General features: G+C 29.0%; 25 protein-coding genes and 1 other annotated feature. Of the genes, 2 read left to right on the plus strand and 23 right to left on the minus strand.

Translation table 11 applies throughout. From position 1 onward, the window contains the following. Positions 1-361: 361 nt before the first annotated feature. The 15 genes from KGF46_RS15265 to KGF46_RS15335 form a co-directional block, all read right to left on the minus strand. Positions 362-1,429: a putative 2-aminoethylphosphonate ABC transporter substrate-binding protein gene (locus tag KGF46_RS15265; protein WP_227829120.1), complete on the minus strand. Its 1,068-nt coding sequence runs from the start codon at positions 1,427-1,429 to the stop codon at positions 362-364. A gap of 11 nt (positions 1,430-1,440) precedes the next feature. Next, on the minus strand, positions 1,441-3,129 hold the full coding sequence (locus tag KGF46_RS15270) for a putative 2-aminoethylphosphonate ABC transporter permease subunit (RefSeq protein ID WP_227829121.1): 1,689 nt from the start codon (positions 3,127-3,129) through the stop codon (positions 1,441-1,443). An 18-nt stretch (positions 3,130-3,147) separates the two neighbouring features. Beyond that, a complete protein-coding gene (locus tag KGF46_RS15275) occupies positions 3,148-4,143 on the minus strand; it encodes an ATP-binding cassette domain-containing protein (protein ID WP_227829122.1) in 996 nt (331 codons plus the stop codon). Next, positions 4,144-4,980: a PHP domain-containing protein gene (locus KGF46_RS15280; protein ID WP_227829123.1), complete on the minus strand. Its 837-nt coding sequence runs from the start codon at positions 4,978-4,980 to the stop codon at positions 4,144-4,146. A 3-nt stretch (positions 4,981-4,983) separates the two neighbouring features. Further along, positions 4,984-6,153, minus strand: a complete 1,170-nt coding sequence (locus tag KGF46_RS15285; RefSeq protein WP_227829124.1) for an alpha-D-ribose 1-methylphosphonate 5-triphosphate diphosphatase — start codon at positions 6,151-6,153, stop codon at positions 4,984-4,986. Next, a complete protein-coding gene (locus KGF46_RS15290) occupies positions 6,154-6,867 on the minus strand; it encodes a phosphonate C-P lyase system protein PhnL (RefSeq protein ID WP_227829125.1) in 714 nt (237 codons plus the stop codon). Positions 6,868-6,906: 39 nt separating this feature from the next. Further along, positions 6,907-7,779, minus strand: coding sequence for an ATP-binding cassette domain-containing protein (locus KGF46_RS15295; RefSeq protein ID WP_227829126.1), 873 nt, complete (start codon positions 7,777-7,779; stop codon positions 6,907-6,909). Next, positions 7,772-8,641, minus strand: coding sequence for an alpha-D-ribose 1-methylphosphonate 5-phosphate C-P-lyase PhnJ (locus tag KGF46_RS15300; protein WP_227829127.1), 870 nt, complete (start codon positions 8,639-8,641; stop codon positions 7,772-7,774). The genes KGF46_RS15295 and KGF46_RS15300 overlap by 8 nt, the downstream gene beginning before the upstream one ends. Positions 8,642-8,659: 18 nt before the next feature. Next, the gene (locus KGF46_RS15305; protein WP_227842877.1) at positions 8,660-9,748 is read right to left on the minus strand and encodes a carbon-phosphorus lyase complex subunit PhnI; all 1,089 of its coding nucleotides are present in this window, start codon (positions 9,746-9,748) and stop codon (positions 8,660-8,662) included. A 2-nt stretch (positions 9,749-9,750) separates the two neighbouring features. Beyond that, entirely contained in the window at positions 9,751-10,326 is a 576-nt protein-coding gene (gene phnH / locus KGF46_RS15310; protein WP_227829129.1) for a phosphonate C-P lyase system protein PhnH, read from the minus strand. 14 nt (positions 10,327-10,340) lie between these two features. Then, positions 10,341-10,772, minus strand: coding sequence for a phosphonate C-P lyase system protein PhnG (gene phnG, locus KGF46_RS15315; protein WP_227829130.1), 432 nt, complete (start codon positions 10,770-10,772; stop codon positions 10,341-10,343). Positions 10,773-11,046: 274 nt separating this feature from the next. Continuing rightward, positions 11,047-11,817, minus strand: a complete 771-nt coding sequence (locus tag KGF46_RS15320; RefSeq protein WP_227829131.1) for a TatD family hydrolase — start codon at positions 11,815-11,817, stop codon at positions 11,047-11,049. A 29-nt stretch (positions 11,818-11,846) separates the two neighbouring features. Continuing rightward, positions 11,847-13,784: a methionine--tRNA ligase gene (gene metG, locus KGF46_RS15325; RefSeq protein WP_227829132.1), complete on the minus strand. Its 1,938-nt coding sequence runs from the start codon at positions 13,782-13,784 to the stop codon at positions 11,847-11,849. 84 nt (positions 13,785-13,868) lie between these two features. Beyond that, positions 13,869-14,117 (minus strand) — a binding site (T-box leader). Between the two features lie 65 nt (positions 14,118-14,182). Next, positions 14,183-14,704, minus strand: a complete 522-nt coding sequence (locus KGF46_RS15330) for a nucleoside recognition domain-containing protein (protein ID WP_227829133.1) — start codon at positions 14,702-14,704, stop codon at positions 14,183-14,185. 15 nt (positions 14,705-14,719) lie between these two features. Beyond that, positions 14,720-15,304 carry a nucleoside recognition domain-containing protein gene (locus tag KGF46_RS15335; RefSeq protein WP_227829134.1) on the minus strand — a complete coding sequence of 195 codons (585 nt, stop codon included), beginning with the start codon at positions 15,302-15,304 and terminating at the stop codon, positions 14,720-14,722. 131 nt (positions 15,305-15,435) lie between these two features. Here KGF46_RS15335 and KGF46_RS15340 point away from each other — a divergent pair, with 131 nt between their 5' ends. Next, positions 15,436-16,866 (plus strand): nicotinate phosphoribosyltransferase, encoded by a 1,431-nt coding sequence (locus tag KGF46_RS15340; RefSeq protein WP_227829135.1) that lies wholly within the window; start codon positions 15,436-15,438, stop codon positions 16,864-16,866. A 37-nt stretch (positions 16,867-16,903) separates the two neighbouring features. Further along, on the plus strand, positions 16,904-17,332 hold the full coding sequence (locus KGF46_RS15345) for an Lrp/AsnC family transcriptional regulator (RefSeq protein ID WP_227829136.1): 429 nt from the start codon (positions 16,904-16,906) through the stop codon (positions 17,330-17,332). A 178-nt stretch (positions 17,333-17,510) separates the two neighbouring features. Here KGF46_RS15345 and KGF46_RS15350 read toward each other — a convergent pair whose 3' ends face one another. From KGF46_RS15350 to KGF46_RS15385, 8 genes are all read right to left on the minus strand, one after another. After that, entirely contained in the window at positions 17,511-18,215 is a 705-nt protein-coding gene (locus KGF46_RS15350) for an HDIG domain-containing metalloprotein (RefSeq protein ID WP_227829137.1), read from the minus strand. A gap of 22 nt (positions 18,216-18,237) precedes the next feature. Further along, the gene (rsmI, locus tag KGF46_RS15355) at positions 18,238-19,071 is read right to left on the minus strand and encodes a 16S rRNA (cytidine(1402)-2'-O)-methyltransferase (protein ID WP_227829138.1); all 834 of its coding nucleotides are present in this window, start codon (positions 19,069-19,071) and stop codon (positions 18,238-18,240) included. Next, a complete protein-coding gene (locus KGF46_RS15360; protein WP_227829139.1) occupies positions 19,072-19,824 on the minus strand; it encodes a tRNA1(Val) (adenine(37)-N6)-methyltransferase in 753 nt (250 codons plus the stop codon). Positions 19,825-19,900: 76 nt separating this feature from the next. Further along, positions 19,901-20,794, minus strand: coding sequence for a stage 0 sporulation family protein (locus tag KGF46_RS15365; protein WP_227436386.1), 894 nt, complete (start codon positions 20,792-20,794; stop codon positions 19,901-19,903). Further along, entirely contained in the window at positions 20,791-21,726 is a 936-nt protein-coding gene (locus KGF46_RS15370; protein WP_227436388.1) for an ATP-binding protein, read from the minus strand. Before KGF46_RS15370 ends, KGF46_RS15365 begins: the two co-directional genes overlap by 4 nt. A 2-nt stretch (positions 21,727-21,728) precedes the next feature. Next, positions 21,729-22,418: a dTMP kinase gene (locus KGF46_RS15375; RefSeq protein WP_227829140.1), complete on the minus strand. Its 690-nt coding sequence runs from the start codon at positions 22,416-22,418 to the stop codon at positions 21,729-21,731. A 99-nt stretch (positions 22,419-22,517) separates the two neighbouring features. Next, complete coding sequence (locus KGF46_RS15380; RefSeq protein ID WP_227829141.1) at positions 22,518-23,927, minus strand: aminotransferase class I/II-fold pyridoxal phosphate-dependent enzyme; 1,410 nt, start codon at positions 23,925-23,927, stop codon at positions 22,518-22,520. A 159-nt stretch (positions 23,928-24,086) separates the two neighbouring features. After that, positions 24,087-24,278 (minus strand): DUF378 domain-containing protein, encoded by a 192-nt coding sequence (locus tag KGF46_RS15385; RefSeq protein ID WP_227436395.1) that lies wholly within the window; start codon positions 24,276-24,278, stop codon positions 24,087-24,089. Between the last annotated feature and the right edge of the window lie 196 nt (positions 24,279-24,474).

Genomic DNA, 24,474 nt, shown 5'->3' on the forward strand with positions numbered 1-24,474 from the left:
ATTCACCTTTTATTTGTTTTTAGTTTTTGTTTACATCTCTTTATTTTAAGGTTTTTATTTGATTTAATCAAGGCACTAACCTATTTATTTTTATTTAGAAATCTATAGTTTAAAAAAAATTTATTTCTACTAGATAAATATATTCACTATTATATTCTATTGAATCACTTATAAGCAACAATAAGTCCCTTGTAGCATTACCTATATTAATATTATATCATCCATACAATTTTCTTTTTTAATATCAATGATTTATAGAAAAAATATGTGGGTCTCATGACAAATATAAAATATATATTAAAAAAACCTAGATATAAAATTTATATTCTAGGTTCTCTTTTGTTGGATTTTATTAATGAATTTAACTTTCCTTTTCTGTCTTTCCATCATATTTTGATATCCATTTATTTAATATAGTTTCTCTATTTTTTGCTGCTGATTTTAAATCATTATCTATCATTTGCTCTAATGGCTTTTTAGGGAATCCTTCTGGAATTGGATTTCCTGTATCAACTGTAGTAACTGCATAGTTCTTAGAATACTCATTCATTGCATCTTTACTTATCGCCCAATCTAAAAATACCTTAGAAGCTTCTTTTATATTCTCTTTTTTTACAAGAGCATTTGCTTCTATATCCCATCCAGAACCTTCTTTTGGAAACACTACTTCTACTGGATAACCTTCTTCTTTTAATTTTATGCCTCTGTATCCAAAAGATATCCCTATAGGGTATTCTCCTGAAGCTGATGATGTAGCTGGAGCTGAACCAGATTGAGTATATACACCAATATTTTCATGTAACTTATCCATATATTGCCATGCCTTTTCTTCTCCCATAATTTGTATAAGCGCTGACACTGTTAAATATCCTGTTCCAGAAGAAGATGGATTTGGCATAGATATAAGCCCCTTATATTCTGGCTTTATCAAATCTTCATAAGAACTAGGAACTGGTATATTTTTATCTTTTAATTCTTTAGTATTTACAGTTATACCTGTCATCCAAGCATCTATACCAACCCATGAAGGCACTTCTTTATCATCTTTAAATGCAGTGTCTATCTTATCAGACCCTTCTGGAGCGTATGGTTCTAGCATTCCTTGGTCATCTGCAACTAACAAACTTGTGGCAGCAATCCCCCATACAACATCTGCTTGTGGATTATCTTTTTCTGCTAATAATCTCGCTGTTATATCTCCTGTCGATGCTCTAACAACATTTAATTTAATATCTGGATATTTTTCTTTAAATGTAGCTAAATATGGGTCTATACTGTCTTCTTCGATTGCTGTATAAACTGTTAATTCTCCTTTTGTTTTACTATCAGACTTTGAATCTCCACCTGATGAGGCAGTGCTACATCCTGTTATTACACTCAATAAAAGTGTTGATAATACTCCTAAAGAAACTAGCTTCTTAAATTTCATCTTTACCTCCCCTATGCAACATCTTTTTGTTGCCATTTTTGTGTATTGTTTTTTAATTTTTTTGTTACGAATTCATAGCAAAGTCTTACTATTATATTTGTTAAAAGCACTAATACTGCCATAGCTGCTGATGGCCCTATATATCCTATCTCATCTAACTTCAATATGGAAATTGATGCAGTCTGAGTCTGAGGGGTATACAAAAATATTAATGCTGAAACAGTAACCATTGAATTTACAAAATAATATACCACTATCTCAAGTATTGATGTTATAGACATTGGTACTGTGATGTTAAAAAACACTTTATAAAATGGAATATTTATAGATTTTGCGACTAATTCATACTCTCTATCCAACATTTTTAGTGATGAGTTTGAAGTTATAAAACAAACAGAATAAAAATGTACTATGTTTACTATGACAAGTATGACTGTACCACCATATAGGAAATTTAGTGGATTACTTGCTGAGTTAAAAAAAGTTATATATGATATTCCTAGTACTATACCTGGTAATGCCATTGGTATCATAGATAAGAAGTAAGCTGTTTGTCTTAATCGTGGAAATTTATCCACTTTTTCTATCATGTATGCACTAAAAAACACAAATATAGTTCCAAATATAGCTGTTAGTGTTGATATTTTTAAACTGCTTAAATAAGTTTTTAATCCGCTTCCTAAAATACCTTTAAATGTATAATGTTCCATCGTAAAACTTAGGTTATATGGCCATAATTTTATAACTGAACCTATAACTGAAACGAATATCAAAATGAAGATTAGTAAAGTTATAAAACTACACGCTATTAAAAATACTCTATCTCTAAATTTATTTTCTTTAATTTTATAAGGCATAGATTTTGCTGTTATAGTCATTCCTTGTTTTTTACTTGCCACCTTGTCTAATGTAAAAGCTATTAGTACAGGAATTAACATTACCATAGAAACAGTTGCCCCCATTGGTATATTAAACTGCCCTACTACTTGCTTATATATATCCGTAGCTAATACATTATAGTTTCCTCCAACTACCTTTGCTGCTCCAAAGTCTGTAAATGCAAGTATAAAGGATACAAAGAAAGAACTTACTAGTGAGTACTTTATGCCTGGAATTGTAATTTTAAAAAACTTTTTAAAATCACTAGCCCCTAAGCTATCTGCTGCTTCATAAAGTCTATAATCTGCCATAGAAAGCGCAACAGATAGTATTAAAAAAGCTTGTGGGAATGTAAACAGTATTTGAGAGACAATTATTCCTAATGGTCCATATAACGGTATCTCAAATCCCATTGTTGTAAATATTCCTTTATTTCCAAAAAGGTATATAAGTGAAATACCATATAACATAGTTGGTGCAAAAAGAGGAAACATTCCCATAGTTTTGAAAAAATTCTTAAATTTTATATTTGTTCTCGTTATTGCATATGAATAGATAAATGCTAAACACAGCGACATTAAAGATGAAACTGTGGATACAAAAATTGAATTTTTAAATGATGCTATAAGACTTGGATTTTCAGCATATTTACTAAAATTTGAAATACCTATGAAGTTTCCACTTGTATCTAAAAATGCATTTTTTAATAATGATACTAAAGGAAACAAAATAAATACTATTAGTACAATTAGCGAAAAAATCAGAAAACATTTTTGTATTGTGCTATCACTTATCCTTCTTTTGTTTTTTGTTGTTATCATTTATTCACCCCTAGCTATTTAAGCACATCCCTCTGATTTATATTCTACAATTCCCTCTTTGGGAATTTTGAAATTTATTTTAGACCCTATACACAGTTTCATTTGTTCTGCAACTTTTGAAACTATGTCTAATTTTATTTTCTTAGAACAATATTCAACTGTAATTCTATAGTTAAATCCTCTAAATTCAATATCTAAAATCTCTCCAACTTTAATGTCATTGTCTTTAGAATCTCTATTAAATTCTACCTTTATATCTTCTGGTCTGATAGCTATCTTATTAATACCATCATCTATAAAGTTTATTGTTCCTATAAAGTCAGCTACAAAAGGTGTCTCTGGATTTTTATATACTTCTTTTGGAGTCCCAACCTGTATTATTTCTCCACTATTCATAACAACCATTTTATCTGCTAGGCAAAGTGCCTCTTCTTGGTCATGAGTTACCATTATAGTGGTAATTCCAAGCTTTCTATGTAAACTTCTAATCTGTTCCCTAAGTTTCAACCTTACTTTTGCATCCAATGCAGATAATGGTTCATCAAGAAGTAAAAAATCTGGCTCTAAAGCAATTGCACGAGCTAGCGCGACTCTCTGTTGCTGTCCTCCTGATAATTGCGATGGATACTTTTTCTCATATCCATTTAGTTCGACAACTTCTAAAACTTCTTTAATTTTCTTATCAATATTAGATTTATTTATATTTTTATTTTCTAAGCCAAAAGCTATGTTTTTGTAAACAGTCATGTTTGGAAATAGTGCATATGACTGAAAAACTATACCAAAATTTCTACTTTCAGGTGGTAAGTTCGTCATATCCTTATCATTCATTATTATTTTTCCATCATGTTTGTCTTCAAGACCTGCAATTATTCTAAGCAATGTACTTTTCCCACAACCACTTGGTCCCAATAAACAAATAAACTCTCCTTTTTTAATATCAATAGATATATCTTTTAGCACTTTAGCTTGTCCATAACTTTTACTTACATCTTTAACTTGTAAAAAAGACATTTATAAAACCCCTCCTAAGGCTAACCTAAACTTAAATAAATCTTCTCTATTTAAGCTTTTACTTCCTAGGTCACACTCATGCTGAGAGTAAAGCCCATGATAATCTGAGCCTCCTGTAACAACTAAGTTATATTTCTTAGCATAAGAAAGTGACTCTTTTTCTAAATCTTTATTGTGAGATGGATGATACACTTCTATCCCATCTAATCCAACATTCACCATATTTTCAATAGCATTAAAATTGTCCATTTGGCCAGGATGAGCTAGTACACAAATTCCACCAGAGCTTTTTATAGCTCTTATTGCATCTTTATAATCTACATATTTTAAAGATACATACACCTTACCATTTCCTCTATGAAACAACTCTTTATATAAACTTGAATATATTTTATCTGTGTACCCTTTATCTATAAGTGCTTTCATTATATGTTGTTTAAATATTCCAGTCTTTGATGAATATTTCTTTACATCTTCTAGAGATATTTTATATCCTAAATCTATAATTTTATTTACCATCTTAACAGATGCTTTATGCCTATCGCAAACCATTGGATTACATAAATTTTTTATTTCTTGACTATTTAAATCTATATTATAGCCCAAGATATGAACTCTTTTTCTGTTTTTATAATCGTATGCTGATATTTCTATACCTGGTATTATAGTTATTCCATAATTTTCTCCCAATACGATAGCTTCATCTAGCCCAGACAATGTATCATGATTTGTTATTGCTAAAACACTTATATTCTTTTCTAATGCTATCTTAATTATTTCTTCTGTAGTGAAGTTGTTATCTGATATGCTTGTATGACAATGTAAATCTGTTAACAATCTTTATACCTCCCTTTTATAAACTGTTTTTCCATTTACAATAGTATTTACAACTCTTGGATACTCACTATCAATATCCAATAAAACTAAATCTGCTTTTTTATTTTCTTTTATGCTACCTCTTTCATCATATATACCAACTGCTTTAGCTGGATTTGAAGTAAATAGGTTAACTGCTTTATTTAGACTGTTAGTTCCTTGTGCAACTATGCACATGGACTTTATCATTGCTGATGGAAGATAGTCTGAACAAACAATATCACAACAATCTTCCAATATAGCATCCATTGCCTTTAAGTTGTTATTATGAGATTTCCCTCTTACAATATTTGGGGCACCTAGACAAGTTAAAACACCCAGTTTCTTTGAATATTTTGCAACTTCAAGAGTTATAGGAAATTCAGATACATTAACTCCTATATTTTTTATAAAATCCATTTTTTCTAATGTATCATCATCATGTGATGCAACATTTATATTTTTAGTTTTTGCCCTTCCTATGACACTAGCTATTTTATTCCAATCTAAATTATCATGTAAATCTACTAATTCATCTAACCATGTATCTACATAATTTTCTGTTACTCCCCATACTTTAGTAGCATATTCTCTATAGAACTTCGGATTTGTATATTGACCTTGTCCTGGAGAATGGTCCATTATAGATAAATAGTCTATTTTATCTTTGTCTAATAACTCTGATACCTTATCTAAGCCTTCATGGTACAACACTTCATACCTTAGATGAACTTTATGATTTATACTCTTACTATTTATATTTTTGTACGAATCGATATTTTCAATCATTTTTAAAGAATTATCAATACTTCTAACTCCTACTCCATCACCTAGAGATATAGAATGATAAACTGTTGTTATTCCATTTGCAGGTAGTTTTTTATCTAGCTCATAAAATGCCATATTAAATGGTAATAATGTACTTGGTCTTGGCTCTATTTCCTTTTCAATAGCATCACTATGAATATCTATGATACCAGGTATAACATATAAATTTTTTGCATCTATTATTTCATCTATCTCGTTGAAATCTAGTAAGTAGTCAATCTTATCATTTGAGACTTTCTTTATTGTATCTCCTTCTATAATTAAATGGCCATTTTCTAATATTTTATCTTCCAATACAATATTTGCATTATGAATTAATTTTACCATCTAAGCTACCCCGCTTTCACTTATAGTGCCTTTTGTCATAGTAAAGGTTTTATCTATAACTGTCTCCATAAATTCTATATCATGAAATATCCCTATCATTGTAGTTCCTTGATTTTTAAGTTCCAACATTTTTTCTTTTACGTATATTTTAGATTGATTATCAAGTGATGCAGTTGGTTCATCAAGCAATAAAAGTCTAGGTTTTTTTACCATAGCTTGTGCTAGATTTAACCTTAACTTTTCTCCACCAGAAAAATTATTCGGATAGGAATCCCACAAGTTTTCCTTTATTTCAAACTGAGTCAGTATATCTTTCGCCATATCATATGCACAATCTTTTTCAAATCCACTCTCAATTAGAGAATGTACTACTAGCTCAATAGCAGTTATTCGTGGAAGTGTTTTTAAAAACTGTGATACATATCCTATTTCCTTTTTTCTAAGATTTATCATTTCTCTATCGCCAATTGTAGATAAATCTATCTTTCCATATATTTCTGAGTTGAATATTATTTCTCCAGTCGCTGGGATATAGGTTTTATAAATACTTTTTAATATAGTAGACTTTCCCGCTCCAGATTTTCCTATTATTCCTAAAAATTCACCTTTAGAAATTGTAAAATTTATTTCACTACACGCTTTTATAGTTTTGTTTAATGCATGTAATTCAAAATCTTTGCTAAAATTATTTACTTCAAGTATAATTTCTTCCATTTTATTTAAAACCCCCATTTTACTTATTACAAATATTATTTATAGTAGTGAATTTATAAGTTGCTGAGTATATGGATGCTGTGGGTCTTCCATTATCTGGTCTGTTAAACCAGATTCAATTACACTTCCATTTTTCATCACAATTGTCCTATCAGCAAGCATTTTTATAACATCAAAGTCATGAGATACTACTATCATAGAAATTTTAAGTTCTCTTTGTATTTCCCTTATTAAATCTAATACCTCAGCTTGTACAGAAACATCCAGTCCTGTTGTAACTTCATCTAATAAAAGTATTGGAGGATTATTAGAAAGTGCTTTTGCTATCTGAACTCTTTGTTGCATTCCTCCACTAAAATATTTTGGTTTATGGTCTATTCTCTCTACAGGTATATTAGTCTTTACTAGAAGTTCTTTAGCTCTATCTCTTATTTTCTCAACATTATATATATTTGCCATTAATAATTTCTCTGCTATATTTCCACCACTACTAAAATTCAAATTTAAACCAAGATGGGGATTTTGATATACAATACCCATAAAATGATTCTTTATGTACCTCTTTTTTTGGTCTGAGAGTTCTAATATATTTTCGAACTCGTTATAATTTGATATGTACACTTCTCCACTATTTGCATTTTCTTGAAAAAACAAAATCTTTAACAATGTACTTTTTCCTGAGCCGGATTCTCCAACAATACCAAGAACTTCTCCTTCATAAAGTTCAAGATTTACATTATTACATGCAACTATAGAACCACAATATTTACATATATTATTACTTTCATATCCTGTACTCTCAAAACACTTTTCACATCCCTCTCCATAAATAAGATTGATATGTTTTCCTATTAATACTCGTTTATCTATATTTTCTATTTTTTTGTCTTCTCCTAGTTTTGCACTACTCATTCCAAGCACCTCCAATTGCCACATCTACGCCATCATTTCTTAACCTAACTTTTTCACAATAACTTGTATCAGAACAACTATAGTACTTTTCATTAGTATCACTGTCATATACTTCATCTAAAAATGTGTTTGAACTTTTACATAAACTACAATGTTTTCCTTCAAATTTTTCCTCTTCAAATTTATAGTCATCAAATTCTAAGGGTTCTACCTTTGTGTATGGAGGTATGGCGTATATTCTCTTTTCTCTACCTGCACCAAATAAAAATAAGTTATCTGACATATTTAATTTCTTTATATCAAATCTTGGTATTGGTGATGGATTCATTAAATATCTATCATTTACTTTACATGGATACTCTGCTGCTATTGATATATCATCAAATTTAACTATATCTTCATACAGATATACCCACATCCTGCTATAATCTTCTTCTGAATGCATCCTCCTTGTCTCTACTTCACTAGGTTCTACTATTCTAAGTGTCTCTGGTATTGGCACTTGGAATATCATTATTTGATTAGACTTTAATTTTTCTTCTGGTATTCTATGTCTTGTTTGAATCAATGTAGCTTTTAATGTATCTTTTGTAGTTTCTACATTACTTACACTTGAAATAAAATTTCTTATATTACAAGCATTTGTAGAATCGTCACTACCCTGGTCAATCACTTTTACTACATCACTTTCACCAAGCAATGATAGTGTTAATTGTAGTCCTCCAGTCCCCCATCCTTTGGCAATAGGTAATTCTCTTGAACCAAAAGGTACTTGATAACCAGGTATTGATACTGCTTTTAGTATTTTTCTTCGGATTTCTTTTTTTGTATTTTCATCTAAAAAACCATAGTTATATATCACTTAATTTCCCTCCATATCCTATTTTATTCTTTCTACATCTGCTTTAAAATCTACATAGTGAGGAAGCTTAAAGTGAGATATAAACCCTAATGAATCTATACCATCTATATGAAGTAATACAAATTCTTCATCTTGGGCTAATTTTTCACTATTTGGTTCCAAAGATTTATCTAGTATAGCCATAGATATAGCCTTATTTTCATTATTTCCCATACAAAGACCATATCCTAAAGACATTTTATTTATATCTCCCGATTTATTTTTAGAATTTTCAGACTTATTTTGTGATGCTTTTGATACTATTTCACACTCAGTAACCAACATTTCTCCTATTGTTATTTGCTCATCTTCATAAATAGGATGTTTTATTTTTATATATACATCTCCTGTTCTAAGCTCACTTATATATGGATGCTCATCACCAAAACCTCTTACAATAGAATAAGCAAACCCTGATACTGCTCCACTTTCACCTCTAGTAAGTGCCTGCAATTTTGCTGACCTAGAAACTGGAAATCTTAGACTATTTCTTGTAATATCATCTATTACTTCTTCTTCTAATTTATCTTCATAAGTATCCTCTTCCAACAAATTCTCGTTTCTAAATATATTAGATACCTTTGTGAATTTAGGTATTTCATTCACTCGTTCTAAGTCATTTATATAGTTAGCTTTAAAATCTCTATTTTTTTCTTCATCTTCTTTAATCAACTCTATATTTAGTATTCTATTTTCATAATCTCTAGTTGCTCCAAGATACTGCCCTCCTGGTATATCTTTAAATGTAGCTGAGATTCTTCTACCTATTCTCATTTGTTCTGTATTTATAGGTTCTGAATAAGTTACTCTAGGCATTGTTGACCTTAATGCTCTTATATAGAAGGATGCTTCTAATATATCACCTTGAGCCTGTTTTATAGCTAATGCAGATAATTCCTTGTTGTATAGACTTCCCTCAGAAATCACTTTATCCACAGCATAAGACATTTGCTCTTTAATTTGTTTTACATCTATTGGTAGGCTTTCTCCTTTTATTCTATAAAATTCAAGTATATTTCTAGCCTGTAATATAGCTTCTTCTCCACCTTTAACTGCCACATAAGCCATTATTATAATACCTCCCAACTTAATTTTGATGACCTTGGTATAAATGCAACTTCTCCTTTGGTATCTATTAAAATCAAATCTGCCCCTGTAGGATAGTCTTTATTTATCATAAGTAATTTTTCTAAGAATTCTTGTTTAATTCCATCTATATATAAATTCTTTTTAGATTTTATACCAGAACCACTTAAATAAAGTCTTATGAATTTATCTTTATAATCTGTTGATAGTTCGTTTACTTGATGTATTATAGTTGTACTTTCATCAGGATATTCAAAAGAACCTATTTTAATTTGTAGTATATCTAATTCTGAATTAATATCTAAAAACATGTAGTCTGATTTATTGTAATTTACTTGGCTTGACATTGTCAGTGCTCTTATATTTTTTATATCTTCTTTAGTACAGTTTTCTATATAGAAGGTAACTTCTTGGTCTAATAAAGTAATTGCTATACCAATTGCTCCATTTGATAATTTTGTATTATTTTCTATAGTTATATTATTGATGTTATTTAATTTCCCAGGAAATGAAGCACTATCTAGCAACTTTCTATATATTTCTTGCATGTAACTTACCATGATTCTCCTCCTACTTAATCCATAGTATTGAATTGGACTTTTGTTTTATTAATTAAACTAAATTCATTAATAAGTTCTTGCTCATATCTTAAGCTTTCTTCATAGATACTTTTATTTATGTAATTCTTTAATTCATCAAATTTATTATTATTGCTATGTAAAACTGCATCTATAGTTGCCAGACAAATAGCTTTTTTTTCATTATTTTCTGCAACTATACCATAACCTAAGCTTTCATCTACCTTAACACTACACTCTGTAACTAATATTTCTCCTAAATTAAATGTAGTATTTTTTACACTTTCGTTAGCTCTTACCATCACTGTAGCTAAGCTAGGGCCTTTAATTATAGAAATGCTTGATGTATTTTTTATCATTAAATATATTTGCTCCAATTTCTCATAGTTCATATTTATCAATATCTTAGTACTATCAACTGTATGCAAGATTTTGCCTCCTTAATCTTTCCTCTATTTACTTATTTCTAAGAATATAATATACAATCTAAGTTAAATAGATATTACGTTTGAGTTAATTCTAATGAATATCTTGTAAATTCTTTTTTAACAATGTTAAGAAATATATTGTAAGACTACTAAAAAATTATAATATTACAAATAAAAAAAGCATACCACTCAAATTGAATGGTATACTTTCTCTATATTTATAACTATTATTTTTATATAATTGTAATAATTGTAAATTTTATTTTTAATTTACCTATTTTATATTAAAAAACTTCTTCGCATTCTCTTTAGTAACTTTACACACTTCCTCATAAGATATTCCTTTTTCTTGAGATATCTTATCTGCAACAAAAGCTACTTGAGAAGGATTATTTCTCTTTCCTCTATGTGGTTCTGGTGACATATATGGTGAATCCGTTTCTATAAACAGTCTTTCTAGAGGTATCTCTCTTACAACTTCTCTAGTTTTTTTATTGTTTTTAAAAGTAACTGTTCCTGGAATTGATATATAACATCCCATTTTAACATACTCTCTAGCTAATTCCACATTACCACTATAACAATGAAGCACACAACCTATTTCAGGACTCTTAGTGTTTTTTATTATCTCAAAAGTATCCCCATGTGCATCTCTATCATGTATTATTATTGGAAGCTTTAACTCATTAGCTAGCTCAATTTGTTTCTTAAACCACTCTTTTTGCTCTTCTCTTGGAGAATAATCATAATAATAATCTAACCCAATCTCTCCTATAGCCACAACCTTTTCATTTTCAGTTGCAAGTCTTCTTAGAGTGTCTATTGCTGTATCATCTAGTTTTGATACATCATGTGGATGTACTCCAACTGCTGAATATATAAAGTCATATTTTTTTGATAGTTCAATTGCTGTTATAGACGTTTCTATATCTGCTCCTGGATTTACAACCAACTCTACACCTTTTTCTTTTAATGAACTAATAAGTTCATCTCTATCTTCATCAAAACTTTCATCATTTAAATGTGCATGTGAGTCAAATAACATTTTTTATCTCCTTACTATTTAATTGCCTATTAGCGAACCTCGCATCCATCCTTAGCACCTTGTGTAAATGGTAGAACATAAGGGTCACCATCATCTCCTGCTGCTAATATCATACCTTGAGATTCTACACCTCTTAACTTAACTGGTTTTAAGTTACATACCACTGTAACCTCTTTACCAACTAAATCTTCTGGTTTATAGTATTCAGCTATTCCAGATACTATTTGTCTTGTTTCTGGTCCAATTTTAACTTGTGATACTAATAATTTATTTGCTTTTGGATGCTTTTCACAGCTTATTATTTTTCCTACTCTAAGCTCTATTTTATCCAAATCATCAATAGTAATTTCTTCTTTATGCTCTAAAGTTTTTTCTTCTACTGGAGGTTTCCCAGAAAACATTTTAGTTAATTCTTCTATTTCTTTTTCTACATCTAATCTTGGGAATAAAGATTCACCTTTAAACACTTTTACATTTTCTCCAATAAGACCAAATGTCTTTGTGCTTTCCCATGTAGTTATATCATCTTGACCTTTTATTCCTATATGTGCATATATTTTATTAGCAGTTTCATTCATTATAGGATTTATTAGTGTTGCAATTATTCTTATAGATTCACATAAATTATATAAAACTGTATCTAATTCATCTTTTTTAGTTTCATCTTTAGCAAGAACCCAAGGCATAGTCTCATCTATATATTTATTAGTTCTTCTAACTAGTTTCCATACACTCTCTAATGCTTCATGGAATTGCATTTTATCCATTTCAGCCTCAAAATTTTCTCTAGTTGATACAGCTTGCTCTTTTAAATCAGCATCAAAATCAGTTGAAGTTTTTACTGTTGGTATTATACCACCGTTGTATTTTTCAACCATTGCTACAGTTCTACTTACTAAGTTTCCTAAATCATTTGCTAAGTCATAATTTATTCTTGTTACAAAATTTCTATGAGTATAACTTCCATCTTGACCAAATGCAAACTCTCTTAATAAGAAGTATTTAAGAGTATCTATTCCATATCTTTCTATTATAGGCTCTGGATAAACAACATTACCTTTTGATTTACTCATTTTATCATCAGCAAACAATATCCATCCATGACCAAATACTTGTTTTGGAACTTCTAAACCTAAAGCCATTAAAAGTGCTGGCCATATTATTGTATGGAATCTCACTATTTCTTTACCTACTATTTGAACATTTGCAGGCCAATATTTTTTAAATTCTTCATCATTATCTGTCATATATCCTAATGCTGTTATATAGTTACATAGAGCATCCACCCATACATAAATTACATGCTTTTCATCAAAAGGAACTTTTATTCCCCAGTCAAAAGTTGTTCTTGTTACACTTAAATCTTCTAGCCCTTTATCTAAGAAATTTGCCACCATTTCATTTTTTCTAGCAGCTGGGAAACAGAAACTATCGTCTTTAAATAACTCTTTTAATCTATCTTCATATTTAGATAGTCTAAAGAAATAAGATTCTTCTTTTACTAAGTATGTTTCTCTTCCACAATCAGGACATTTGTTTCCTTCTAATAACTGTGATTCTGTCCAAAAACTCTCACAAGGAGTACAGTATCTACCTTCATATTCCCCTTTGTATATATCACCTTGTTCATATAATTTAGTAAATATTTTTTGTATTATATCTGTATGTCTTTTTTCTGTTGTTCTTATAAAATCGTCATAAGATATATCCATAGTATTCCATAATGCCTTTATATCTTTTATCATTCCGTCAAGGTATTCTATTTCTGACATTCCTTGTTCTATCGCTTTCTTTTGTATCTTTTCACCATGTTCATCTGTTCCTGTCAAAAACTTTACATCATATCCACAGAAACGTTTAAATCTAGCTATTGTATCTGCAGCTACTGTTGAGTAAGTATGACCTATGTGTAATCCTCCACTTGGATAGTATATTGGTGTTGTTACATAAAAACTCGGTTTGCTCATATTATTTACCTCCTAATTTTTTATCGTTCGTAGTCATATAAATATTTCATTTAAAATAATAAAAAATCGCCTCCTATGATTTATCATAGGGGCGAGATTATTCACGGTACCACCCTAATTCATCTATAACGATTATGTTTCACATGAAATGTAGAAATTAACTTTATAGATATCTTAACAGACTATAACGTGCCCAACCGTTTTACCCTAGCATATATGCTCAGATAAAAAGCTCCAAGACCATCTTCAATAAATCTTTTTACACTAGCTTTCACCTAACCTAGCTCTCTGATAGAAAAAATCCTTATCTACTCTTCTTTTCATAGCTTATAATTCATATTACAATTTATTTCTATATAATCACTATATTATAAAATTTTTCCCACATTGTCAACAAATTATACAAATATTACATAGCAAATAAAAACTGCTGCTATAACTCCTGCAACATGACTAATCATAGCGCATGATAATGTATGTCTAGTATTTTTTATCTTTAAACTCCCATAATAGATTGCCATTGTATAAAAAATAGTCTCAGAAGAACCTACAATTGTAGCTCCCATTTTTTCTACTAAACTGCCTATTCCAACTCTATTTGCAAGTTCGCTATACATTCCCAAAGCACCACTTCCAGATAAAGGTTTTACACTTATTAAACCTATTAATTCTTTTGGTATACTCATCATATTTGCTATTGGTGTAAATAGCCATTCTAACATATCAAGACCTTTGCCAGTTTTAAATATTCCTATTGCTAAAAATATACCTATTATATAAGGTAAAATATCCCATGCAGCCTTTAAACCATCAATTGCTCCTTTTACAAAACTATCATATACATCTATTTTTTTATATTTACCATAAACTACTATGTACAAAATTATTACTGGTATAAGTAAGTTTGAAAATACTTCCATACATCTACATCCCCTTTATCTATATCTTCTTTGAAAAAGTTTACATGTTATTATTGCTATTGCTGTAGATATTATGGTTGCAAATAAAGTTGTAAAAATTATTTCACTTGGGTTTTGAGCTCCCATATCCATTCTTAATTTAATTATAGTAAATGGAATTATCTGTATAGATGATATGTTTATTACCATAAACATAATCATATCATTAGTAGCTGTATCTTTTTTGTTGTTTAGGGTCTGAAGCTCACTCATTGCTTTTAAACCAAATGCTGTTGCACCATTCCCAGCACCCAACATGTTCAAGGCAATATTCATAACTATATAAGACATTGCTTTGTGACCTTTTGGAATAGAAGGAAACAATCTTCTCATTATAGGATTTAATTTCTGACCTATTTTTTCAATCAAGCCCGACTCTTTTGCAATATTCATTATACCCATCCAGAGTGCCATAATGCCAGCTAGACTTATTGCAAATTCTATACCTTTTGATGTTTCACTCAATATAACTTTATTTAATTCTCCCATATTTTTAGAAATCAAACTTCCTATTATTCCTATTGATACCATGTAAAACCATATTTTTCCTATTATAATCAACCTCCTCTTTAAATAATTTTATGATAGTTAGGTAATACTTTATACTTGAAAGTTGTACTATATTATGTTTTAGTATAAGTGTGGGAGTTTTTATAATTTTTAATATTTAATAATAATTAAGGAGAGAAATAATGAGAAATCTAACACTTCTTACTGATTTATATCAGCTTACTATGTTAAATGGCTATTTTGAAAAAAATATTCACGAAGACATTGTTGTATTCGATATGTTTTTTAGAAAAAACGCTTGTGATGGAGGGTATACTATAGTTTGTGGTATTGATCAGGTTGTTGAATACATAGATAACCTTCATTTTTCAGATGAAGATTTGGAGTACTTAAAAAGCTTAAATTTATTTTCTGATAAGTTTTTAAAGTTTTTGAAAGAGTTTAAGTTTACAGGAGATATTTATGCTGTTGAAGAAGGGACTATAATGTTTCCTAATGAGCCATTGATTACTGTTAAAGCACCCCTGTATCAAGCTCAACTTATTGAAACAGCATTGTTGACAATAGTTAATTTTCAATCTCTTATTGCTACGAAAGCATCTAGAGTTTGCTTTGCAGCTCAAGGAGACACTGTACTTGAATTTGGATTACGTCGTGCACAAGGTCCAGATGCGGGCATATACGGTGCTAGAGCTGCTGTAATTGGTGGCTGTTCTGGAACTGCAAACGTATTAGCTGGAAAGATGTTTGATGTTCCTATAATTGGTACTCACGCTCATAGTTGGGTACAAAAATTTGATACTGAGCTTGAAGCATTCCAAGCATATGCTGATGTTTATCCAGATAAATGCCTACTACTTGTGGATACTTATGATGTATTAAATAGTGGTGTACCTAATGCAATAAAAGTCTTCAAAAATATTTCTGAAAAAGGATACAAACCTATGGGTATAAGACTAGATTCTGGAGACTTAGCTTATCTATCTAAAGAAGCAAAGAAACAACTAGATAGTGCTGGTTTTTCAGATATTAGTATAACTGCATCTAATGACCTTGATGAATATACTATAGCATCACTTAAGGCAGAAGGAGCTACTATAAATTCATGGGGAGTAGGTACAAAGCTTATTACTTCTTTCGATTCACCTTCTCTTGGAGGCGTTTACAAATTAGCTGCATCTTGTAAAGAAGGTACTCTTGAACCTAAGATAAAAATTTCTGAGAATCCAGAAAAAATAAATAATCCTGGTTACAAGAAAGTTATAAGAATATATAACGAAGACAATAAAGCAGAAGCAGATTTAATTATGTTACATGATGAAATTATAGATGAATCTAAACCTTTAGAAATCTTCCATCCTACTTATACTTGGAAAACAAAGGTCTTTACAAATTACAAAGTTAAAGAACTTCTTAAGCCATTGTACATGAAAGGTGTATGTAAATATAATAAAAAAGCTGTTCTTGAAATAAGAAATCATGTACAATATGAATTAAGTACTATCTGGGAACAATACAAAAGACTTTCGAATCCACACATTTACAAGGTTGATTTATCTAGAGATCTTTGGTATTTAAAAACAAAAATGATAGATTCTAAAAAAGTTTTATAGGCATTAATTATTTTTATTTAAGGGGGACTGTTTATTTATGGATGTTACAGATTACAGAATCATAGAAATTTTACAGGATGATGGGAGAATTTCTATGAAGGACTTAGGAAAAATAGTTGGTTTAACTTCTCCTGCAGTTTCAGAAAGAGTCAAGAGATTAGAAGAATCTGGTGTTATAGAAGGATATAAAGCAATTGTTAATCCAGATTCATTAGGTAGAGTTATAAAAGCGTTTATTCACATATCTCTTCCAAGTAATGGATATACAGAATTCATTGAGTCTGCTGGAAATGACCCTAGAATTGTAGAATGTCACCACATAACAGGTGATGATTGCTTACTTTTAAAAGTTATTGTAAAAGATATGTATGAATTAGAAAACGTGATTGATACTATAAAGAAAATAGGTTCTACCAAGACCTCTGTTATATTATCAACACCGATACAAGCAAAATCAATATTGTAAGATAAATTGAACATCAATGGCTTATTCGCTAATACACCACTAGATATTTCTAATAAAATTTTAAGTTTTGATGTAAAAAAAGTTGTCTTTTATTAAAGACAACTTCTTTTAGGTTTTTGAAGTTTGTATATTTTAAATTTAAATTAACTGTCTAAACCTTAAATTATATTAAATAACTTTATGCATTTGTATAATTACTCTTATATAAGTAATTTGTTAGAATATATTCCATATAGGTCTTTAATACTCCTACTTCTTCGTTCTTGTCTAATAGTTTTATAGTAGATACTATATCTGCATATCCAAGTAATATTATACCTATAGTGTCTTCGTCTACTAAATTAAATACATTAGCTAACTCTTTTTTACTCAAATCATTTTTCTTATATAAAGATAAAAGTATCATATGATATCTTACATATTTACTTATAAGTTTATATGTCTGTGTTGATAATTCTAAATTTGTACCCATATTATTTACTATTTGTGCACCTATTTTTTCATGATTTGTAAAATGAACTCTACCTGTTTCATCTAAAGTTAAACTATCTGGCTTTCCTATATCATGTAAAAATATTCCTAACTTTAGTACTTGTGACTTATTTATTTCATCCTCAATATATAAATTCAAATAATTTGACACATGCTCTCTCAAATGATTTGGAAAAAATTCTTTGTCATTTAGCACTACTTCTAATTCTTTTAATGCATTTATAGAATGTTCAAAGCAGTTAACAACATGATATTTACATTCTCCTACAGATTTCATTGCTTTTACTTTAGGGATTACTTTTTCTAGTTCATTCTTTTTATCCAACTCTATAAACGTTTTATGTGTATCTTTCCTTTTTAAACTCTCTATTATAATTTTTCCTATTTCCATAAAATCACCTCAGATTCAGGTTTTATAAATCCAGAACTTGTTTATAAACAACATCCTTTTTTAATTTTCTATCTTTACAAACTATTTTTATTGCATCTTTTTTGTTCATACCACTTTCAATTAACTTTAAAACATATTCTCTATCTGTAAGACCATCATAATCTCTTTTTTCTGATTTTTCACCATAAAAACCTTCTACTATTAATACAAACTCTCCTCTTACTTCCTTTTCCTCAAATATTTTTATGACAGTTTCTATATCTTCTCTTATTATCTCTTGATATTTTTTTGTGAGCTCTCTATTTACAGAAATTTTTCTATTTCCAAGAACTTTAAGCATATCTTTTAGTGTATCCTTCAATCTATGTGGTGATTCATAAAAAATTATAGTTCTGCTCTCCTCTTTTATTTCTTCTAGTTGCTCTCTTCTAACTTTTTTATCCCTATCCAAAAAACCTTCAAAAACAAATTTATGTGTATCCATACCAGAACCAACCAAAGCTGTTACAAATGCTGTTGCTCCTGGTAACACTTCTATTCCTATATTATTTTGTATAGCCTGTCTTATTATTTCTTCTCCTGGGTCAGATATACCAGGCATACCTGCATCACTTATCAAAGCTATGTTTTCTCCATCAATTAATTTATTGATTAAATAATCGCCTTTTGAATCTTTATTGTGCTCATGATAACTAGTCAAAGGTTTTGAGATTTCAAAATGATTTAAAAGCTTTATACTGTGTCTTGTATCTTCTGCTGCAATTAAATCTACTTCTTTTAATATTCTTAAAGTCCTATACGTTATATCCTCTAGATTTCCTATTGGTGTTGGACATATGTACAATTTTCCACTCATCTATAACTCTCCTATATCTTCATTATTATATATTGATTTTAATTCTTCTGTATAATTACCATCTTCTCCATAGACATATAGTGGGTCTAATATCTTAAGCTCTGGTCTGCCATCTTTTACAAATTGAACCAAAACTAAATTAGGCGCTTTTTTAGGTCTTGGATGAACAAACTGAATAACTTTTGGTTCTAATCTGTATTTTCTCCCTAAAGTTATTATATCAACCAATCTTGTTGGTCTATGTATCATGAAAAATTTACCTCTAGGCATAACTAATCTGGATGCAGTCTTTATTACATCCTCTAGATTACACTTTACTTCATGTCTTGATATTGCTTTTTTATCATTTGGATTTTTTATACCATCAATATGCATATATGGAGGATTTGATGTAACTACATGATAGCCATTAACTTCCAAAACCTTGTCTATTGACTTTATATCTCCATTTATAATCTCAACTCTTTCTTCCAAATTGTTTAATTTTATAGAACGAGTTGCCATTTCATATACATCATCTTGTATTTCTACACCAATAATTTTTTTAGCTTCACTTTTGCCTGCAATTAGAACTGGTATAATTCCTGTACCAGTGCCTAAATCAACAACTTTAGCATCTTTTTTTACTTTTGCAAAATTAGCTAATAAAACAGCGTCTATACCAAAACAAAACCCATTAGTATCTTGTATAATTTTAAGACCTTTTAATTGTAAATCGTCGATTCTCTCTGAATCTTTTAATTGTATATCCATATATAACTCTCCTCAAATATTAGTAGCTCTAAGCATTAATTGCTTTAAAAAAGGTAGGAGAAGTCCTACCTTAAATTTAATCTTCTAATTTCTTTAACTCCTTTAGTGTAGCTTCATCTAATCCATCATTACCCTTGCATTTACCTCCACAGCCCTCACATTTTTTAGGCTCTTTAAGTATTTTTATATCTTCTCTCGTATATATTTTTACTGTTTTATCTTGGAACTCCACTTTGATTTGTTCTAACAGAGGATTCACCTCTACAACTTTTCCTTTTCCATCATCTGATTGCACTAATGCACCTACAACAGGCATTTTTTCTATTGCTTCACTATATACATCATGTTCATATTTTAAGCAACAGAATAGTCTTCCACATATACCAGATATCTTTGTTGGATTTAAAGATAAGCTTTGGTCTTTTGCCATTTTTATTGAAACTGGTTGAAAATCACCTAACCAAGAAGAACAGCAAAGCTTTCTACCACAAGGTCCTAGACCTCCTATAGACTTTGCCTCATCTCTAACACCGATTTGTCTAAGTTCTATTCTAGTCTTAAATATAGCCGCTAAATCTTTTACTAATTCTCTAAAATCTATTCTACCTTCTGCTGTAAAGTAAAAAATCAATTTATTTCTATCAAATGTATATTCGCAATCTATTAAAAACATTGTTAACTCATGTTCTTTTATCTTTTGTTGGCATAATTCAAAAGTCTCTTTTGCTTTTTCCTTATTTTCTAAATATATTTTCTTATCTTCTTCTGTAGCTATTCTTATAATTGGCTTTAAAGGAGAAACTAATTCGCTCTCGTCCATTTCTTTTGGCCCAACCACTACTTTACCATACTCTAAACCTCTTGCAGTTTCTACAACTACATCCATATCTTGCTCTATATTAAAATCAACAGGGTCAAAATAATATATTTTCCCCGCACTTTTAAACCTAATTCCTACTATTTTTATCATTTAATCACCTCGTATATATTTAAAGACATAACTTGTATGCTTATATTGAAATTACAATTACTTTTAATTTTAGTCTTTGTACCTTCTATTATATCAATAATTTTGGATAATTGAGAATAACTAATTTTTCCACTCATATTTTGGATAAAAACTAGTTTATCTATATTTATTAACATATCTCTATTTACATTCTCTTTTAATAAGATAATGTCTCTAAAATAGTTTATCATAATATCCAATAAACTTATAATCTGATTTCTATATTTCTCCATGTTATTTGGTATATTTAGAATCTCTACTATATTTTTATCTAGCATTATTTGGATATATTGTTGTATATCGTCCCTCATTACTGAAAACTCAGCCGACTGAGATAAATCTAAAGCATTTTCAATACTCCCTCTTGAAAAAGTAGCCAATATTTGAGCCCTTTCTTCTTCTATGCCTTTATTTATTAAATAGGTTTTTAAATCTGCTATTGGTATAGGCGAAAACTTTATTATGTCACATCTAGATTTTATCGTTTCTAATAGTGATTCTTTATTATTTGTGACTAAAATTATTATAGCATAACTTGGAGGCTCCTCTAATGTCTTTAAAAGGGCATTTTGAGCTTCTACAGTCATCTTTTCAGCATTATTTATTATATATATTTTATAGTCCTTATGAGGTCGTACTACTATATCTGATTGTAAGTTTCTAATTTGAGCTATTTTTATACTATTTCCATCTGGATTTATAAGTACATAGTCTGGACTATTTTCTAGATTTACATAGTCAAGTAACAATTTTGATAGCTCATCAGCAAATTTCTTTTTTCCTATTCCATCTATTCCTTCAAACATATACGCATTATTAAGTTTATTTTTATTTATAGAATTTATTAAATACTTTTTTGCAAAATCTTGTCCTATAATATTTTCAAAATACATATTTATCTCTCCATAGATTTTATTGAATCAAGAACTATTTCATAAACTTCATTATGTATACTTTCAATACTTCTTAATTTATTATCTGAAACACAATTTATTTTCTTCCAATCATACTTATCAGCTATATATAGAGCATTATTATAAGATTTCTCTAAATACTCTATATCACTTTCATGAATATCTTTCTCTTTTTCTCCTGTAATTTTGTTTTTTCTATTCTCCATAAGTTTTTCACTAAACTCAATAGGAACATCTAAAAATACAACACAATCAGGTTGAGGTATTTTAAATAAATTAAATTCATAATCAGCCAACCAGTTAAGATATTTCTCTCTATCACCAATGTCCATTTTAGAAGCTTGGTGCACCATATTAGAGGTTGTATATCTATCAGCGATAATTATTCCACCTTTATTATAAAATTCCTCCCAATCGGTTTTAAATGATGCATATCTATCTGCTGTAAAAAAAGTTGATGCTATATATGGGTCTACATCTGAAGCATTTTTACCGAAATCCCCTCTCAAATACATTTTTACCAAAGCAGATGATTGAGACTCATAATTTGGATATTCTACCTTCTTAATCATATAGCCTTCTTTTTTTAGTCTTTCATATAATTTTTTTGTTTGAGTTGCCTTTCCACTCGCATCTGAACCACTCTCTATAATTATTAACTTACCTCTCATTTTAATATCCTCCATCTAAACATTTTACCTATTTTAGTATATTACTTAAATGAATTTATATATAAATATTCTATAGATTCTTTATAGTAATCCTACTTTTTATATATGTTCTAAATCTATTATTTCTATAAAATTTAAAGTTATATCTTTAAGTCCACTTATAACCATACCTTTAGAACTACAAAACTTTAAATAATCTATTATTTCTTTACTTATTATTTCGCCAGGAGATATTATATTTATCCCTGGTGGATATGGTACTATAGATTCACCACATATTTTACCTATGCTGTCATATATTTTAACACTTTTTTTAGTTTTATAAAATGCTTCTCTAGGTGTTAATATTTTCTGTGGAATATCAACAGGATATTTTATATTATCTAGTTTTGTAGATTTAAATTCTTTTACTACAATATCATTTAATGCCGTTTCTAAACTAATGAAATCTTGAGTACTATTTCCTATTGTACAGATTAATAGAACACCATAATAATTAGATAACTCTACCTGTATATTATATTTTTTTCTTAAGATATTTTCTAATTCATATCCTGTTAATCCTATATTTTTAGCAGATATAAATATTTTTGTTTTATCATTTGTACTATATATTTCAAAATTTTCATTAACATTATTTTTGAAAATGTAGATATTATTTAAAAGCTCTTCCATTAATTTTTTCCCTTTATTTTCATATATATCTACTGCTAATTCCAGTGAAGATAATAATAAATAGGAAGGACTTGAAGACTCAGTAATTCTTAACATGTTTGAAATTTTATTTAAGTCAACTCTATCTTCCTTTACATGTATCATTGATGATTGAGTAAAAGATGGAAGTGTTTTATGAGTACTTTGTATAACTACATCTGCACCTTGCTCAAGAGCTGTTTTAGGAAGTTTCTCACTAAGTCCTAAATGTGCACCATGTGCTTCATCTACTATTACTACCATATTTTTGCTATGTGCATAATTACAGATATATTCTAAATCATATGTCATTCCATAGTATGTAGGATATGTAAGCAATATTGCTTTTGCATCTAAGTTTTTATCTATTATATCAATTACATTTATTACATTCACACCTTTTAAAATATTGGTATCTTTGCTTATTTCGCAAGGAATATATTTTATATCTACATCACCCAAAATACATCCATTTATAACAGATTGGTGACAGTCTCTATTTACAATTATTTTACTCTTAGGATTACATACTGACATTATTGCAGATTGTATTCCACAACTGCTTCCATTTACTAAATAATATGTATAATCACTTTTAAATACCTTTGCAGTATTTTCTTGAGAGGCTTTTATAATTCCTTCTGGGGAATGTAGATTATCTGTCCCTATTATTTCAGTCGTATCCATTTTATACAAATTTTCTAATACATTTACATATCCTAATTTCTCATATATTTTTCCTTTTTTATGTCCAGGCATATGAAAAGATATTACTTCTTTATTTACAATCTCACTTAGTTCATTAATTATAAACATAGATTACTCCTTTTTCCCTATTATTACTACTTATTTGAAAACTTTGATTCCTATCTATTTTACCATTAAAAAAGATACAAATTAATCTTTTTATAAAATAAAACACCTCATTCTAAATATTTAGAATGAGGTGTCTAATATAAAAAAGTAAAAATTAAATTATTCCCTGTCATCAGACATTAAACTTGGTATTAAATACAATCCAGCTAGACCCACAACAAAGTATATTATTCTACTTATCATTTCATATGTTCCACCGAAAATGCTACCTATTAAATCTGTTCCTAGGATACCAATTGCTCCCCAGTTAAGTGCACCGATTATAGCTAAAACTAAAGCAACTTTTTTCATTTATATCACTCCTTAAGAATTAAATTTTTATGTTAATCCATAATTCCTGTGTTTAGTTTTCCCAAAATGAAAAAAGAAATACATAATTTTTTTGTTTTTTTTAACAAAAAATAAAAAAAATTACGTGGCTACGTCCTACTCTCCCAGGCAGTTTCCCACCAAGTACCATCAGCGCTAGAGAGCTTAACTTCTGTGT

It is taken from the genome of Clostridioides sp. ZZV14-6153, assembly GCF_020657855.1.
GTDB lineage: Bacteria > Bacillota > Clostridia > Peptostreptococcales > Peptostreptococcaceae > Clostridioides.